The sequence below is a fragment of the Paenibacillus canaveralius genome, from assembly GCF_047238265.1.
Taxonomy (GTDB): domain Bacteria; phylum Bacillota; class Bacilli; order Paenibacillales; family NBRC-103111; genus Paenibacillus_F.
Window position 1 is genome coordinate 2,088,925 of the sequence record NZ_JBDFMM010000001.1, and the last position, 14,339, is coordinate 2,103,263.

At 54.1% G+C, this 14,339-nt stretch carries 16 protein-coding genes; 11 read left to right on the forward strand and 5 right to left on the reverse strand.

The features are described from left to right. The first annotated feature begins 82 nt into the window (after positions 1-82). Positions 83-283, forward strand: a complete 201-nt coding sequence (locus ABC395_RS09835; protein ID WP_103995322.1) for a hypothetical protein — start codon at positions 83-85, stop codon at positions 281-283. 127 nt (positions 284-410) lie between these two features. Here the strand turns inward: ABC395_RS09835 and ABC395_RS09840 are convergent, their stop codons facing one another. The 4 genes from ABC395_RS09840 to ABC395_RS09855 all read right to left on the reverse strand — a co-directional run bounded on the left by ABC395_RS09840 (position 411) and on the right by ABC395_RS09855 (position 5,472). Beyond that, positions 411-1,709: an NCS2 family permease gene (locus tag ABC395_RS09840; protein WP_413006719.1), complete on the reverse strand. Its 1,299-nt coding sequence runs from the start codon at positions 1,707-1,709 to the stop codon at positions 411-413. Positions 1,710-1,986: 277 nt separating this feature from the next. Continuing rightward, on the reverse strand, positions 1,987-2,883 hold the full coding sequence (locus ABC395_RS09845; RefSeq protein WP_413002593.1) for a LysR family transcriptional regulator: 897 nt from the start codon (positions 2,881-2,883) through the stop codon (positions 1,987-1,989). Between the two features lie 449 nt (positions 2,884-3,332). Next, positions 3,333-3,803, reverse strand: coding sequence for a DinB family protein (locus ABC395_RS09850; RefSeq protein ID WP_413002595.1), 471 nt, complete (start codon positions 3,801-3,803; stop codon positions 3,333-3,335). Between the two features lie 184 nt (positions 3,804-3,987). After that, complete coding sequence (locus ABC395_RS09855) at positions 3,988-5,472, reverse strand: aldehyde dehydrogenase family protein (RefSeq protein WP_413002597.1); 1,485 nt, start codon at positions 5,470-5,472, stop codon at positions 3,988-3,990. Positions 5,473-5,716: 244 nt separating this feature from the next. On the opposite strand from ABC395_RS09855, the gene ABC395_RS09860 reads away from it, so the two are divergent. Continuing rightward, positions 5,717-5,872 (forward strand): hypothetical protein, encoded by a 156-nt coding sequence (locus tag ABC395_RS09860; protein ID WP_181024366.1) that lies wholly within the window; start codon positions 5,717-5,719, stop codon positions 5,870-5,872. A 114-nt stretch (positions 5,873-5,986) separates the two neighbouring features. Here ABC395_RS09860 and ABC395_RS09865 read toward each other — a convergent pair whose 3' ends face one another. Further along, positions 5,987-6,214 (reverse strand): hypothetical protein, encoded by a 228-nt coding sequence (locus ABC395_RS09865; RefSeq protein WP_009675610.1) that lies wholly within the window; start codon positions 6,212-6,214, stop codon positions 5,987-5,989. A gap of 302 nt (positions 6,215-6,516) precedes the next feature. Between ABC395_RS09865 and ABC395_RS09870 the strand changes: the two genes are divergently transcribed. The 9 genes from ABC395_RS09870 to ABC395_RS09910 all read left to right on the forward strand — a co-directional run bounded on the left by ABC395_RS09870 (position 6,517) and on the right by ABC395_RS09910 (position 14,338). Then, positions 6,517-6,969: an NUDIX hydrolase gene (locus ABC395_RS09870; protein WP_413002599.1), complete on the forward strand. Its 453-nt coding sequence runs from the start codon at positions 6,517-6,519 to the stop codon at positions 6,967-6,969. 439 nt (positions 6,970-7,408) lie between these two features. Then, positions 7,409-7,882: a hypothetical protein gene (locus tag ABC395_RS09875; RefSeq protein WP_413002600.1), complete on the forward strand. Its 474-nt coding sequence runs from the start codon at positions 7,409-7,411 to the stop codon at positions 7,880-7,882. A 103-nt stretch (positions 7,883-7,985) separates the two neighbouring features. Further along, positions 7,986-9,434, forward strand: a complete 1,449-nt coding sequence (locus tag ABC395_RS09880; RefSeq protein ID WP_413002601.1) for a phage tail sheath family protein — start codon at positions 7,986-7,988, stop codon at positions 9,432-9,434. Between the two features lie 14 nt (positions 9,435-9,448). Continuing rightward, positions 9,449-9,970, forward strand: a complete 522-nt coding sequence (locus ABC395_RS09885) for a phage major tail tube protein (RefSeq protein WP_413002603.1) — start codon at positions 9,449-9,451, stop codon at positions 9,968-9,970. A gap of 39 nt (positions 9,971-10,009) precedes the next feature. Then, entirely contained in the window at positions 10,010-10,357 is a 348-nt protein-coding gene (locus tag ABC395_RS09890; protein WP_413002605.1) for a phage tail assembly protein, read from the forward strand. Positions 10,358-10,359: 2 nt separating this feature from the next. Beyond that, positions 10,360-10,512: a hypothetical protein gene (locus ABC395_RS09895; protein ID WP_413002607.1), complete on the forward strand. Its 153-nt coding sequence runs from the start codon at positions 10,360-10,362 to the stop codon at positions 10,510-10,512. 6 nt (positions 10,513-10,518) lie between these two features. After that, positions 10,519-13,104 carry a phage tail tape measure protein gene (locus ABC395_RS09900; protein ID WP_413002608.1) on the forward strand — a complete coding sequence of 862 codons (2,586 nt, stop codon included), beginning with the start codon at positions 10,519-10,521 and terminating at the stop codon, positions 13,102-13,104. Continuing rightward, positions 13,101-13,310: a tail protein X gene (locus ABC395_RS09905; protein WP_413002610.1), complete on the forward strand. Its 210-nt coding sequence runs from the start codon at positions 13,101-13,103 to the stop codon at positions 13,308-13,310. The genes ABC395_RS09900 and ABC395_RS09905 overlap by 4 nt, the downstream gene beginning before the upstream one ends. Then, positions 13,307-14,338 (forward strand): phage late control D family protein, encoded by a 1,032-nt coding sequence (locus ABC395_RS09910; RefSeq protein ID WP_413002612.1) that lies wholly within the window; start codon positions 13,307-13,309, stop codon positions 14,336-14,338. The genes ABC395_RS09905 and ABC395_RS09910 overlap by 4 nt, the downstream gene beginning before the upstream one ends. The last annotated feature ends 1 nt before the right edge of the window (position 14,339 follow it).

Consider the following 14,339-nt stretch of genomic DNA (forward strand, 5'->3'; position numbering starts at 1 on the left):
TTTTCGCCCTGTTTCCGGTTATAATCGAGAAAGGATCTTTACAGGATACCGGAAAACCAATCTTATCGAGGTGGAAAACGTCGTGGCAACAACTTCTTTGGACGCGTTAACAACCGGCATGTTCGTAACGAGCCTGCTGCTGATCCTTTTTATCGGGTCGATGGTCAGCATGAGCATCATGCGGTTTTTTCAGAAAAAGAAAGTCCAGGGAGCCGTCTACCTCGTAGTCGGTCTGGCGGCCCTAGTTACGTTTATCGTCATGGCTTCGGGATGGAGCTCGTGACCGTGCGGCTTCGAGTCAAAAAATTCGCCTGCCCGTCTTCCGAGAAGGAAGCGCGGACAGGCGTTTTTTTATGCCGGAAAAAGAGCGCCGCGGAAGCCGGCTAAACCCGATTGCTCCAAAGCTTCCGTTATTTGCTCATGACCTGCAAAACTTCGTACAGGAGAAAGAGAAGAGCAATGACGTACAGGGTGACGGAAACCTGGCGGCCTTTGCCCGCCCCAAGTTTTACGACCGGGTAAGCGATAAAGCCGAAAGCGATCCCGTCGACGATGCTGTAAGTGAGCGGGATCAGCGCGATCACGAGAAACGCGGGAAACGCTTCGCTGAAATCCTCGAAAGGAATCGCTTTGATGCTGCCGAGCATAAGCGAGCCGAGGATAATCAGCACCGGAGCGATCGCGCTGTCCGGAATGGCCTGCAGCAGCGGCACCGCAAAGTAGGAGCCGAGAAACAGCACGCCCGTGAACAGGGCGGTCAGCCCCGTGCGCCCGCCGGAAGCGATGCCCGCGGAGCCTTCGACCGCGGATACGGTCGGACTCGAGCCGAGCAATCCGGCGGCCGCGTTCGACAAGGCCGCGGCCTGGAAGGCGCGCCGGTAGGTGTCCGGGCGCCCGAAGCTGGCCGTCTGGCTGTGGATCAGGCCCAGATTCTCGAAGACGATGACCATCGCCATCGAGAAGGCCGCGATCCAGAACGGCACCGTCCAGAGGCTTCCGAACGATAGCGCGCCGAACACGGCGGCGGCATCGCGCAGTCCGAACCCGGGTCCGCCGGCAGCCGGGTTTACGAGGCCGAGCAGCCAGGCGACGGCGGTTCCGAACACGATGGCGATGAGGAAGCTGCCGTTCACGCCGCGGACGTACAGCACGGTCATGAGTGCGAGCGTAAGCAGGGTGACGACCGCTTCGGGACTGCCGAGATTGCCCAGCGCGATATACGTCGAGGCGCTCGGCACGACGATTCCGCTTTTTTGCAGGCCTATAAACGTCAGGAACAGTCCGATACCGACCCCGATAGCTTCTTTCAGCGTGTGCGGAACCGATTGCGAGATCCGTCCGGCCAGCCCCGTAAAGGCGACCAGACAGAAGAGAAGCCCCGAGACGAAGACGGCCGCAAGCGCTTCCTGCCAAGACAGTCCCATCGTATGCACGACGGTGTACGTGAATAGGGCGTTGATTCCCATGCCCGGGACGACAACGAGCGGCGTGTTGCTCCACCAGCCGGTCAGCCAGCAGCCGACGAACGAAGTGGCGATGGTGGCGATCATCCCCGCCTGAACGGGGATACCGGCATCCGCAAGAATCGCGGAATTGACAATAATAATATAGACGCTGGTCACGAAAGACACCAATCCGGCCAAGAGCTCGCGGCGCACAGTCGTTCCGTGGGCCTCAAGCCCGAACCGGCGATCGAGAAAACGTACCAACATTCATCCTTCTTTCTGAAGTATCCCTCGGCCCACCCTCGAAACGCCAGGTATTTACATCCGTATCCGTTTCGCTTGAATCATTATAACCAGAAACCCCCAAGGAAGCTACCGTTATTGTGTTAGTATGGCGGCTTTCTTCCCAAAGTATCGGCCGAAGGAAGTCTCACGATTCTCAAATCGCGTGAAGGCGAACGGACACATACGGATCTGCATCTCTCTTAACAAAATGCGGAGGAACGGCGGGTTGTAGTAACGTTACCGGATTCTCGCCGTTTCAAGTCTCCGTATCCATACCGGACGAAAAATAGTGACGGATGAAATCGCGGAATGCTTGAGCGGCTTTGGATAAATAGCGTTTCTCGTGCCAGGCCAGCAGGTAAGAGCTCGAACAGGCCGGTTCCGAGATCGGAATCCGGACCATCAGCGCCGTCGGCGGCTCTTCACTGCGGTTGCAGGCTCCGACGAACGCGACGCCGAGTCCCGCACGGACGAGCGCGGCTTTGGCCGACGGTTCGTTTACTTCGCAGACAAAATCGGGCGTCATGCCCGCCTGCCGGAACAGCGCGTCGTCTCTTTGACGAAAGACGTGCTCTTTTTTGTACCCGATAAAAGGCTCCCCGGCCGCTTCGCGCAAAGAGATGCCCGTGCGGTCCGCGAACCGGTGTCCGGGCGGTACGGCCAGAAAAACCTCTTCGCTGAGAACAGGCTCCTCGACGATTCCGGGCCGGGCGACCGGATAAGCGGTGAAGCAGAAATCCGCTTCCCCGTTTTCGAGCATACCGGCCAAATCCTCCGTCGGCACCTGCGTAAGCCGCAGCCGGATATCGGGATACCGGGCGAGGAATTCGCCCAAGGGACCCGACAGCCGGTTAAGGACCGGCGAAGCGATGGAGATGCTGCCCTGCTCCATGCCGGCCATATCCGCGACTTCTTTGCGGCCTTCTTCCAGCGCGCTGAGGGCGACCTCCGCTTTTTTCAGGAAGGCTCTCCCGAACGCATTGAGTGCGATTTTCCGTCCTTGGCGGTCAAACAAAGGAACGCCCAAATCGTTCTCAAGACGGGCAATCGTTTTGCTGAGTGCCGGCTGGGCGATATGAAGCTCCTCGGCGGCTTTGGTCATGTGCTGCAGCCTGGCCACGGTACGGAAATACTGGAGCTGCAAAATTTCCATAGATCCTCCTCTTATATACTTCAAGGAATGAGTGATTAGTAATAAAATGTATTTTTTATTATCAGGCTTTCATTATAAAATGCGGATAAGGGAGCAGGCAACACTTAAGAAAGATGCGACCGGATGCGAGCCAATGCAGCATATATTGCAGCTCGTGAAGCCGCATAAAAGAGGAGAAAACAAGGAGGAACGCTAGGGGGGTTCAGCAAATTTGGCCCGCCGGACGTTCCGGGGCCGCTGGAAATTGCAGCGCCGCAGGCAGGCACAGGTTCATCGGGGTACGGAAAAAAACCTGTTGATTTAATCAACAGGCTTCTCGTTTTTGGTGCCGGAGATGATTACTCGGGTTGTGGCCGACCGGCTCCTTCACGCCGGGAAATACCGCTCGCCGGGAGCCTCACGCTCACGGGGTATAAAAGCTTACGGGATATTTCCGGAGCGGCCGTTTGTTAAATTTCTCCTTCGAGCTGCTCTTTCAACCGGATAATCTGGCCCAAGTGATGTTCCAGATGTGCTTCGTAATCCTCGATAAGCCAGCGGAGTGTAACGGGCTCGTTCTCTCCGATTTTGCAGAGCAGATTCTCTTGCTCCGGAGTAACGGACACGATAGCCCGCGCAGCCTGGCGGTTCAGGCTTCCCCACAAGGTAATAATTTCATCCGAAGGCGTATCCCGGTAATTCTGCGCGGTTACCCAGAAATTTTGTTGATAAGGCTGGAACACGGCAGGCTGAGCGGCATACCGGCTTACGATAAACCGGGGCAGATTATTGAGAGCCGAATCGCAGAGATGTCCGAGAATTTCGTTAACGGACCATTTATCCGGTCCCGGACGTCTGGTGAGCAGCGACTCCTCCGCCGTCTCCAATAGCGATGCGATCTCATAAGTCCTGTTATGAATCCTTGCGGCGATTTCTTTCATGGGAATACCTCCATTTGTTGTAAGTCGTTTGTTCAAGTTTACAATCAAAATCGGTATCGGAAAATCCGAAAGTTTTGATGAGATCAATCGGAAATATCGATTATTATCCCGGTTTATTTTGTGCATGAAAAAACTCTGTCCCAAAGGGACAGAGCCTGATGCCGGCCGCGTCGTAAAATCAGGTTCAGTTCAGATTGATCCAGACGCTTTTGACTTCACAGTAATTGTTCAGCGCGTAAGACCCCATTTCACGTCCGAGGCCGGACTGCTTGTAACCGCCGAACGGGGAAGCCGCGTCGAAAACGTTATAGCAGTTGACCCAGACGGTACCGGCGCGAAGCTTGCCGGCGATATAGTGGGCGTTTTTGACGTTTTCGGTCCACAGCCCGGCAGCCAGTCCGTAATCCGTATCGTTGGCCCGGGCGATCACATCGTCCAGATCCTCGAAAGGCAGAGCCGTCACGACGGGGCCGAATATTTCCTCCTTGGCGATGGTCATGCTGTCCTGGACACCGGCAAAAACGGTCGGCGCCACGAAATAGCCTTCCTCGAACGGGTTCGTTCCTCCCGTCAGCAGTTCGGCGCCTTCCTCCAGACCGCGCTCGATGTAGCCGAGCACCCGGTTCTGCTGCTCTTCGGATACGAGCGGCCCGATTTGGGTGTCGGGGCTCAGACCCGCACCCTGCTTAAGCTTGCGGGAATACAGCACGAGGTCGGCGACGACGTTGTCGAACATTTTCTTCTGGATGAACAGGCGTGAGCCCGCGCAGCAGACCTGCCCCTGATTGAACATGATTCCCGAAAGCGCCCCCGGAATGGCCCTGGACAAATCGGCATCGGGAAGAATAATGTTCGGGGATTTCCCACCCAGCTCCAGCGTCACCCGCTTCAAGCGGTCCGCAGCCTGCCGCATGATGGAGCGGCCGACTTCCGTGGAGCCGGTGAAGGCGATCTTGTCGACCTGCGGATGGCCCACGAGCGCCTGTCCCGCCGTCTCCCCGTAGCCCGGCACGATATTGACCACCCCCGGCGGGAAGCCCGCTTCCTGGATCAGGCCGGCGAGGTAGAGCGCCGAGAGCGGCGTCTGTTCCGCCGGCTTGAGCACGACGGTGCAGCCTGAAGCGAGCGCGGCGCCGAGCTTCCACATCGCCATGAGCAGGGGGAAGTTCCACGGGATAATTTGCCCGACCACTCCGACCGGCTCATGACGCGTGTAGTTGAAATACCCGCCGCTGACGGGGATGGTCTGGCCGACGATTTTCGTGGACCAGCCGGCGAAGTAGCGGAGGTGCTCGACGGCCAGCGGCAGATCGGCGGCGCGCGTTTCCGCGATCGGCTTGCCATTGTCGAGCGTCTCAAGCTGGGCGAGCTCTTCCAGGTTGTCTTCGACGAGATCGGCCAGCCGGTAAATGAGCCGGCTCCGTTCCGCGGCGCTGACGGAGGACCAGGGGCCTTCGTCGAAAGCGCGTCTGGCGGCTTTTACCGCCAGATCGATATCTTCTTCGGTCGCCTCGCTTACGACCGCCAAAATGTCGCCCGTTGCCGGGTTCGGGGTCGTGAACGTGCGTCCGTAAACAGAATCGACGAATTCCCCGTCGATAAATAGCCGCTTCGTTCCGTTCAGGAACCTTTGGATTTTGGGTCGGACCGTCAGGGTCAGTTCGTTCATTTCACACTGCCTCCTTAGGAAAGGTATCATGCTCGGCTCAGCTCTCTTAGCTTGTCATCCGTGATATTGTATCTATATCAAACTAGCGCGGAAAATATGACAGGAGGCTTGCAAAGTTTCCGGGTCTATCCCGGTAAGCGGCGAACATGATAAAATAGGGAGACTCCCGTAAAAGGGAAGGAAAGGCAGCCGGCCTTACAGGATGACGTGCAGAAGATTTGCCGGGGAAAGGGAGGTTGGGATCATGCTGCTCAGCCGGGATCAGAAGGAGCTTATTTTGGCGGTGTTGAAGAAGGAAAACAAACGGATGCTTTCGGGCCATAAAGGGCCGATGCTTAAAAAAACCATCGCCGATTTCGAACAGGCGCTCCGCAATGAAGCGGTTAACGAAAAACGGTAAGCCGCGAAAATTACCGCGATACATACAAAAAAGATCCCGGAAGGGATCTTTTTCGCGGGGCCGTATGTAAGAGGCCTGATCAATTGTTTGCGGCGCAATAGCGGTTACTGCGTTTTAATAGAGAGACAAAGCCAGCGTATCGCTTTCGCGGCGGGAATGCAGAATCGCTTCCGTTCCCTCGATTTCGATGGAGATAAGGTTCTCCAGACAAGTCTTTACAGCGCGTTTTCCGTTGTTCCACTTCGCTTCAAGGGCAATTTTCAGTAAGCTTAACGCTTTTTTGCTCGCTTCTGTATAAAAGACGGGTATTTTTTGATTGTTAAATACGATTATGGTTTTCATGTGATTTCTACCTCCTGTAAGATAGATCAATCTTTGAAAATAGTATAGATTACGAATATTAAAGGAAACTTAAAAAAACGATAGATTTTTCAAATTTTTTTTGGAAACGATCAACCTCCGCCACAGAATGTTTGAAATTTAAGGGGAAAAGCGTTTGTTTTCATAAATTTAAAGTCAAAAATCGGGAGCTTGCAGGTCAATCTGCAAAGCTCCACTTACTACTAAACGGTTTTTCATAATATGAAACGAAATATGTTTCAGAAAAGTTTTGCTTAATGTTCAATAGCATGGAGGTTAAAAAAATGAGAACACCTATATTTTACGGTTCCGTTCATGTTTTTCTGTCCCGCAATGGAGAAACGCTTCTATTAAAGAGAAAAAATACGGGGTTCGCGGACGGCCAGTGGAGTGTCGTAGCCGGAAGAATCGACGGCGGAGAAGAAGTGAAAGCCGCCGCCGTGCGGGAAGCGAAGGAAGAGGCGGGAATTGACATCCGGCCCGAGGATCTGGAGATCACCGGCATTATGCACCGCAAAAACACGAATTCCGAGTGGATCGACTTTTTCCTGAGGGCGCACAGCTGGCAGGGAGAAATCGGCAACATGGAACCCCATAAATGCGAAGAGCTCCGCTGGTTTCCGGAAAAGAGTCTTCCCGCCGAGATGGTGCCCTATGTACGCGAAGCGCTTTTGAACCGGCGGGAGGGCCTTTGGTTCGAGAGTTTCGGCTGGGCGGCCGATCCTGACCGGGCATGATTGATTGCGGGAAGGCCGCGCAGCTTGCGGTGGCTGGAGTGCCCGATGCACAGCGGAGAGGGCTGCGCCTTTGCCCGATAAAATTACTTTAAAAAAGCTATGTTTTTGTTGTTTGTTTTTTATGGGAAAATCATGTGTTAGTTGCTTCAGGGTCAGGTATATTTATAACATAGGAAATCGAGAGAGAGACACGAACACCGGAAACCATTTCAATCAGCAGCCAGCGGCTTTTAAAGCCGGGCTGCTTTTTTGTTTCGCCGGATCATCCGAAAGCTCTCCCGATTGCCTGAACCGAAGATCCTTCCGTAACCGCCAGCCGGGGATGAAGGATTTTTAACGATAGAAAGGAGGCGGTGAATACGATAACGCACCGCGATAAATGGAGGCAGCGGCTTTGGCCGGAATACGTCCGGAGCCGCATCCGTGGAGGTGAAGTCCGGTGAGCACGAACATGCTGCTTCAGACGCTTAAGAGCTTTGTGGAACAATCGGTGCGGGACACCGGGACGGGCGAACGGCCCGTAACCGTCCATGTCGGCTGGCTTCCCGGAGCCGAAAAGTTTCCGCCGGCGAAGCCGGACGAACCTGCGGAACTGCTGCCGGAGGGCTTGTTTCCTTTTGTACTGCTCAGGGCGTTGGAAGGCGAGGACGGGAATGAAGAAGGCTCCGTTAAGGTCCGGCTTCATTTCGGAACCTCCTCGACAGACCCGTTCGGTTATGCGGACGTGCTGAATCTGATCGAGAAAGTACGACAGGCCGTTCTTAAGAAGGAAGTCATCGGCGGGATGTTCGAGCTACAGCGTCCGTTGAAATGGAAGCTTGCCAATACGCAGGCTTACCCGCAGTGGACGGCCGAAATGGTCACCGAATGGAACGTGCCGGCGCCGGTCCGCGAAGACCTGATCTACGATTAGCTCGTAGAAACTCAGGAGAGACGCAGCTTCAGGTTTTTAAAGATTAGTGAGTAAGAATTCCATCTAAACCAATTTGTCTACATTCGAAGGGAGATTATTAACTATGTCAGAACGTCACGGTATTTATACAAGCGAGGTGCCTTTCTCGGTCATGACCCCGGTCTCTCCGCAGGCGACCATTCCGGTCGTATTCGGTACGGCGCCCGTTCATCTTTCGAAACTGGCCGCAGCGCCGGTGAATACGCCGGTCCTTTGCAAAAGCTGGGATGAGGCTGTGGATGCTTTCGGCTACTCGGAAGACTGGGAAGCTTACACGCTGAGTGAATTCATGTACTCGCATTTCCGTTTGTACAAGCAGGCGCCGGTTGTGCTGATCAACGTTCTCGATCCGGCCGAGCATAAAACGTCCGCCGCTCCGTCCGAAGCGGTTGTGACAGCGGGAATGGCCGTCCTGAGCGCAGAGGGTATTTTGCCTTCCAGCGTAACGGTCCAATCCGCGGACGGTACGACGACTTACATCAAAGAGAAAGATTACACGCTCGCTTTTGATAAAAACGGCCGTCTGCTGCTTTCCGTTGTGAAAGGCGGCGCGATCAGCCCGGCGGCAACCGCGCTTAAAGTCGGCTACGACAAGCTGGACCGCTCCAAAGTGACGGCGGCCGATCTTATCGGCGGAACCGATGCCGCAACGGGCGAAGTGACCGGGCTGGACCTGATCAAGCAGGTGTTCCCGCGCTTTCAGCTCGTTCCGACGCTTGTTCTCGCTCCCGGCTTCTCTCACGACCCGCAAGTCGCATCCGTTCTGGCCGCTAAAGCGGAAAGCATCAACGGTCATTTCAAAGCGATGGCGCTGACTGATCTGCCTGCCGACCGTCCTTTCACGGACCTTGCCGTTTTCAAGAAAGAAAACGGGTATAACAGCGAGCGTCAAATCGCCGCTTATCCGAACGTGACCAAGGAAGGCCGTACGTACCGCTTCTCCACGCACCTGGCCGGCGTGATGTGCCGGACCGATCTGGAGAGCGACGGCGTGCCGCACCGATCGCCGTCCAATAAACTGCTCCAAGCTGACGGAACGGTACTAGACAACGGCACCGAGCTTCCGCTGGGACCGGACGAAGCCGAATATTTGAACAATCAAGGCATCTTCACCGCGCTGAACTTTGTCGGAGGCTGGAAGACTTGGGGCAACCGCACGGCCGCTTTCCCGGAAATTACGGACCCTCAGAATGCGTTTATTCCGGTCCGCCGCATGTTCGACTGGATCCAGAACTCGGTCATCCTGACGTACTGGAAGCATGTCGATGACCCTGCCAACAAACGTCTCGTTGAATCCGTGACGGATTCCCTGAATATCTGGATGAACGGTCTTCAGGCGAGCGGTTATATCCTCGGAGGCCGCGTGGAATTTATCAAAGAAGAGAATCCCGCAGCCGATCTGATGAACGGCAAGCTGAAATTCCATATTTTCGTTACACCGCCGAGCCCGGCTCAGGAAATCCAGTTCAAAATCGAATATGATGCGCAGTATCTCGGCGCCATCCAATCCTAAGGAGGAATTTCACAATGGCTAAACAAGTACGCGATAAAGTTGTAGGGTATACGGTATATAAGAACGGCAGTCAGTTTCTGGGGGTAGCGACCGTTGAACTGCCCAGCCTCGAGTATCTTTCCGAATCCGTAAAAGGAGCGGGTATCGCGGGTGAAGTCGAGAGCCCGACGATCGGCCAATTCGGTCCGATGACCTGTTCGCTAACCTGGAACACGATGGACCCGGCCGCTCTGGAGCTTCTCGCTCCCGAAGCGCATGCGCTCGATTTCCGCGCTTCCCAGCAGTCCTATAATACGGCGACCGGTATTTACGCGACCGAAGGCGCCAAGATTACGGTCCGGGCTTTCCCGAAAACCGGTACGCTCGGCAGTCTCGAAGTCGGTGCGGCTATGGAAGGTTCCACTGAATTCGAAGTCGTTTACCTGAAAGTGTCCGTAGGCGGCAAAGTTATGCTGGAAGTGGACAAATTCAACTACATTTTTGTCGTAAACGGCAAAGACCAGCTCGCATCCGTCCGTGCGGATCTCGCACTTTAATTCAAATTCAACTGATATCCGAAGGGAGAAATGATCCACATGTCTGAAAATAAAACCAAAAATCCATCCGTAGAGGCAGGTCAAAACGAAACGGTCGATGAGCGTGTCTACAAGCTCAGTCGGCCGTTTACTTTTGAGGGAACCGAATATACCGAGCTGCTGCTCGATTTCGACAGCTTGACGGGCGGAGATCTGCTCTCCTGCGAGGGACAAATGAACACGATGTCCTCTGGAAACGAAGTCGTGCCGGTGAAGCAAATTTCCCAGGCGTATCAGGCTTTGGTAGCCGCCCGAGCGGCCAAAGTCCCGGTGGATCTGATTAAGGCGCTTCCCGGCAAGGATTTCTCCAAAATTATTGTTAGGGCACAAAATTTTTTGCTGGGCTAGGAATGGGCAAAGAAGGGGGACACACCCTGCGCAAGCTGGTGGCCTCCTTCTCGGTTGCCACCAAGACGCCCATTCCTTACTGGCTAAGTCTGCCGGTAGCCGAGCTGCTGGAATGGACGGAGCCGATCCAAGAAGTTTTGGCAAAAAGGGGGTGAGACTAGATGGCTAAAAAAAAATCCGCAAAGAAGGCGGCCAAACCTAAAAAAACGTCGGGTTCGTCGGGTAGTTCCGGTTCTTCATCGGGCGGAAGTTCAGGTGCTGCTTCGACCGCCGTGGCGACTACGGATTCCGGCAGCTCTTCCGCTGCGGGTTCCGCTGAAAAATCGGCCTCAAAACCGGCTTTAAAATTCGGCAAATTCGAATTCGAATTTGGGGATATTTTAACGACGATCGGACTTATCATGTCTTTAAAAGATGAACTCAGCAGTGTGAACCAGGTTGAGGTGCCGGCTAATCTAACCGAGCCCATCCGCCAGGATGTGGCACAGACCGAGCAGGCAATCGGGGGCGCACAGAAAGCGCTGGAAGCATTCAAAAAAGGGTTTAACGTATTCGGACAGGTTGCTGACGTCGTGGTAAACGTGGTGGGGAAGATTGATGAATACAAGTCGGCTTTAAATCAGGCTCAAGCGTCTACAGGTGCCGGAGAAGCGGAAATGGCTCAAATCAAAAGTTCGGCAACGTCTTTATACAAGCAAAACTTGGGCGAAGGCTGGGGCGATGTGGTCGGTACCTTGACGGAGGTTAAAAAACTGACCGGCGAGCAGGGTACGGCGCTTGAAGAAACGACACGCAACGCGATGATTTTCAGCGACGTGTTTGAGACCGATGTTAAAGACTCCGCCAAATCGGCAAAATCCGTCATGAAGGAATTCGGCATTTCCGGTAAGGAAGCCTATAACTTGTTCGCTCAGGGCTCCCAAAAGGGGCTGGGAACGGATGAACTGCTGGAATCGGCCGACAAGTACGGTTCTTCTTTTAAAGAGATCGGCTTTTCCGCCAGCCAGATGTTTGATACGTTCGGTGCGGGCTTGAAATCAGGTTCTCTTGATTTGGGGGCTATCGGGGATTCTGTCAAAGCGTTCAGCGAGAAATCAAAAGAAGGCGGAGAAGAAAGCAGGAACGCTTTTGCGGCGCTTGGCCTCAATGCCGGGCAAATGGTCAAAACCTTTGCGGCAGGTGGACCTGAAGCGCAAGTCGCTTTTAAACAAGTGGCTCAAGCTCTGGGGAACGTACAGGACCCTATATTGAAAAGCAAGCTCGGTGTCCAATTGTTCGGGGAATCGTTCAAGGATCTCGGCGACGATGTGCTGACGGCCATGGGCAGCACGCGCAGCGAGTTCGACATGACGAAGGACACCATGAATGAAATGGCTTCGGTCAAATATAACACCATCGGCGATGCGTTCAAGGGACTGGGGAGACAACTGACCGCCGATTTCCTGTTCCCCCTTGCAGACATGGCGATTCCGCTACTGGAGAAGCTCAGCGAGGTCATCATGAAAGTGGGCCCTATCGTCAAGAACGTATTCGGCAGTATTGCTTCCACGGTGGGTCCTGTTATTACGGGCGTGGCAGACAATGTAGCCTACCTGTTCCAGAACGGTTTTGACGGTAAAATGATGGGTGTAGCGTTCGATTACGCCAAAATGCTCGGACTCAGGGACAGTGATGCTGTGATGATTGTGCAGAGCATTGCCTCTGTTTTTGATAAGGTATCCGGCATGAAAGATCTGTTTATCGGCACATGGCAAAGCTTTATTCCTCATATTCAGAGTATTTTTCTTTCCATCGGAAGCATTGTGCAGCAGATCCTGCCGGTTATCATGAAGGTCGGTGCCGTTTTTTACACCCTGTTTACTTCCGCAATGGCGGCTCTTTTACCCGTAGGAGCTTATTTAATGGGCAAAATATGGCCGATTATCTCTCAAATCTTCACATTTTTGAGCGTCCAGGTATTCCCTGTCCTGACTAAAGCCGTGTCGGATATGCTGCCGGCTATTTACGGGTTGGGCAACGCGATTATTCAGGCTTTCAGTACGTTGTTCACCATTATTAAGCCGGTGTTGGACAGTATCTTCAGTGCCGTGCAATTCGTGTTCACGATGATCCAAGGCGGAGTCAGCACCGTAATGAACAGTTTCGGCTCCATCGTGAACAGCGTGATTCAAACCTTGACCGGAGCCACTGATTTTATCACGAATGTATTCGCGGGTAACTGGTCGGCCGCCTGGCAGGGACTTATGGATATGGTAAAAGGGATTTTCTCCACCATTGGGAATGCGATTTCCATTCCGATCAATGGGGTTATTGGCATGATAAACGAAGTTATCAGAGCTATTAACAATATCAAAATTGAAATTCCGGAATGGTCTCCGTGGGCGGCTGGCAAGACATACAGTGCCAATATTACGCCTATAACCCCCATAGGTGGATTTGCAAAAGGCGGCGTGGTAAGCAGCCCGACGATCGCCTGGATCGGCGAAGGAGGAGACCGCGAGGTTATTATTCCGATCAACAATTCGGACCGCAGCCGCGGATTGTTTGCGGCCGCAGGCCGGATGCTGGGCGTTTCGCCAGCCGGAGGCGCGTCCGGAAGCGGGGCCTTTGTTTTTAACCCGTCCTATAACTTCTACGGAAATGCCGATCAGGCCGCTGTCCAGCAGATGGAGCAGAGAACGAGACGGGATTTTGAAAGAGAATTCAACACCTATTTACGTCAAAAAGCGCGGGTGAGCTTTGTATGATTTACACCACGATTCAAGGAGATACCTGGGATGGGCTCTCTTATCAGTTTTACGGGAGCGAGCGGTTTATGCCGCTCCTCCTGAATTCCAACGAAGTACATGCGGCAATCGTCGTTTTTCCCGCCGGGATCTTTCTTGAGATTCCGCCTAGACCGGCTCAATCGTCGGATACGCTCCCGCCTTGGAAAAGGAGGGACCCCCTATGAATGACACGTTGGACGCAAGAAGGGTAGAACTGGCCGTTGAATATAACGGCAAAGACATCACCCAATCCCTGGCGGATTTCCTTGTGGATTTTACGTACAACGATGCGGCGCCGGGATCGCTCGACGATCTTCAGCTTTCCCTTGAGGACCGGCTGCAAAATTGGCAGGGACCCTGGTCGCCGTCAGCAGGTGATACGATCAAGGCCGAAATCAGGACCTTCGGCTGGAGCTATCCGGAGGAAGAGCAGAAGCTGCCCTGCGGAACGTTTGAAGTGGATTCCTTCGATTTCGGAGGTCCGCCGGACACCGTAAGCATTAAGGCGGTTTCGCTGCCCGTCGATTCCGGGATCCGTCAGGAGAAGCGCACGAAAGCGTGGGAAAATGTCACCCTTCGCACACTGGCCGGCGATGTGGCAAGAGCAGCCGGACTGACGCTGTTTTATTCGGCTGACGTCAATCCTTCCTATGAGAGACTGGAACAGACCGATCAGTCCGATTTGGGTTTTTTGAACGAGCAGGCCATGAAAGAGGGAATTGCGGTAAAAGTGTCCGAAGGCCAGCTCGTCTTATTTGATGAGGCGGAGTATGAGAAAAAAGATCCGGCGCTGACCCTCGTCCGCGGAGAAGACGCCGTTGCGAGTCACAAGTTCGGCTGGAGCACCGCTTATACCGCTTACCGGGCTTGTGAGGTCACCTATTCGGACTCGGTGAAAAACAAAACTTATCAGGCCCTGTACGTGCCTCCGGGCGCTCCGGCGGAAGGTCCTGTGCTGAAAATCAACGAACAGGTGGACTCCGAGGCGGCGGCTATGCGTCTTGCGGCCAAGAGTTTGCGCGAGAAGAACAAAGAAGCGGGAAAAGCGAGTCTCTCCTTATCCGGAGATGTTCGTATGGCCTCGGGGGTTACCATTCTTCTTCAGGGATGGAACCGGTTCGACGGCAAATACCTGATCGAGAGTGCAAGCCACAAAATGGGCAGCAGCGGCTACACGACCGATATTGAAATCCGAAAAGTACTGGGGTGGTGAG

Excerpts from the sequence above, each read along its gene's own strand:
- ABC395_RS09845 (WP_413002593.1), bottom strand. The coding sequence starts at position 2,883 with ATGGAAATTTTGCAGCTCCAGTATTTCCGTACCGTGGCCAGGCTGCAG.
- ABC395_RS09850 (WP_413002595.1), bottom strand. The coding sequence starts at position 3,803 with ATGAAAGAAATCGCCGCAAGGATTCATAACAGGACTTATGAGATCGCA.
- ABC395_RS09855 (WP_413002597.1), bottom strand. The coding sequence starts at position 5,472 with ATGAACGAACTGACCCTGACGGTCCGACCCAAAATCCAAAGGTTCCTG.
- ABC395_RS09860 (WP_181024366.1), top strand. The coding sequence starts at position 5,717 with ATGCTGCTCAGCCGGGATCAGAAGGAGCTTATTTTGGCGGTGTTGAAG.
- ABC395_RS09865 (WP_009675610.1), bottom strand. The coding sequence starts at position 6,214 with ATGAAAACCATAATCGTATTTAACAATCAAAAAATACCCGTCTTTTAT.
- ABC395_RS09870 (WP_413002599.1), top strand. The coding sequence starts at position 6,517 with ATGAGAACACCTATATTTTACGGTTCCGTTCATGTTTTTCTGTCCCGC.
- ABC395_RS09880 (WP_413002601.1), top strand. The coding sequence starts at position 7,986 with ATGTCAGAACGTCACGGTATTTATACAAGCGAGGTGCCTTTCTCGGTC.
- ABC395_RS09885 (WP_413002603.1), top strand. The coding sequence starts at position 9,449 with ATGGCTAAACAAGTACGCGATAAAGTTGTAGGGTATACGGTATATAAG.
- ABC395_RS09890 (WP_413002605.1), top strand. The coding sequence starts at position 10,010 with ATGTCTGAAAATAAAACCAAAAATCCATCCGTAGAGGCAGGTCAAAAC.
- ABC395_RS09895 (WP_413002607.1), top strand. The coding sequence starts at position 10,360 with ATGGGCAAAGAAGGGGGACACACCCTGCGCAAGCTGGTGGCCTCCTTC.
- ABC395_RS09900 (WP_413002608.1), top strand. The coding sequence starts at position 10,519 with ATGGCTAAAAAAAAATCCGCAAAGAAGGCGGCCAAACCTAAAAAAACG.
- ABC395_RS09905 (WP_413002610.1), top strand. The coding sequence starts at position 13,101 with ATGATTTACACCACGATTCAAGGAGATACCTGGGATGGGCTCTCTTAT.
- ABC395_RS09910 (WP_413002612.1), top strand. The coding sequence starts at position 13,307 with ATGAATGACACGTTGGACGCAAGAAGGGTAGAACTGGCCGTTGAATAT.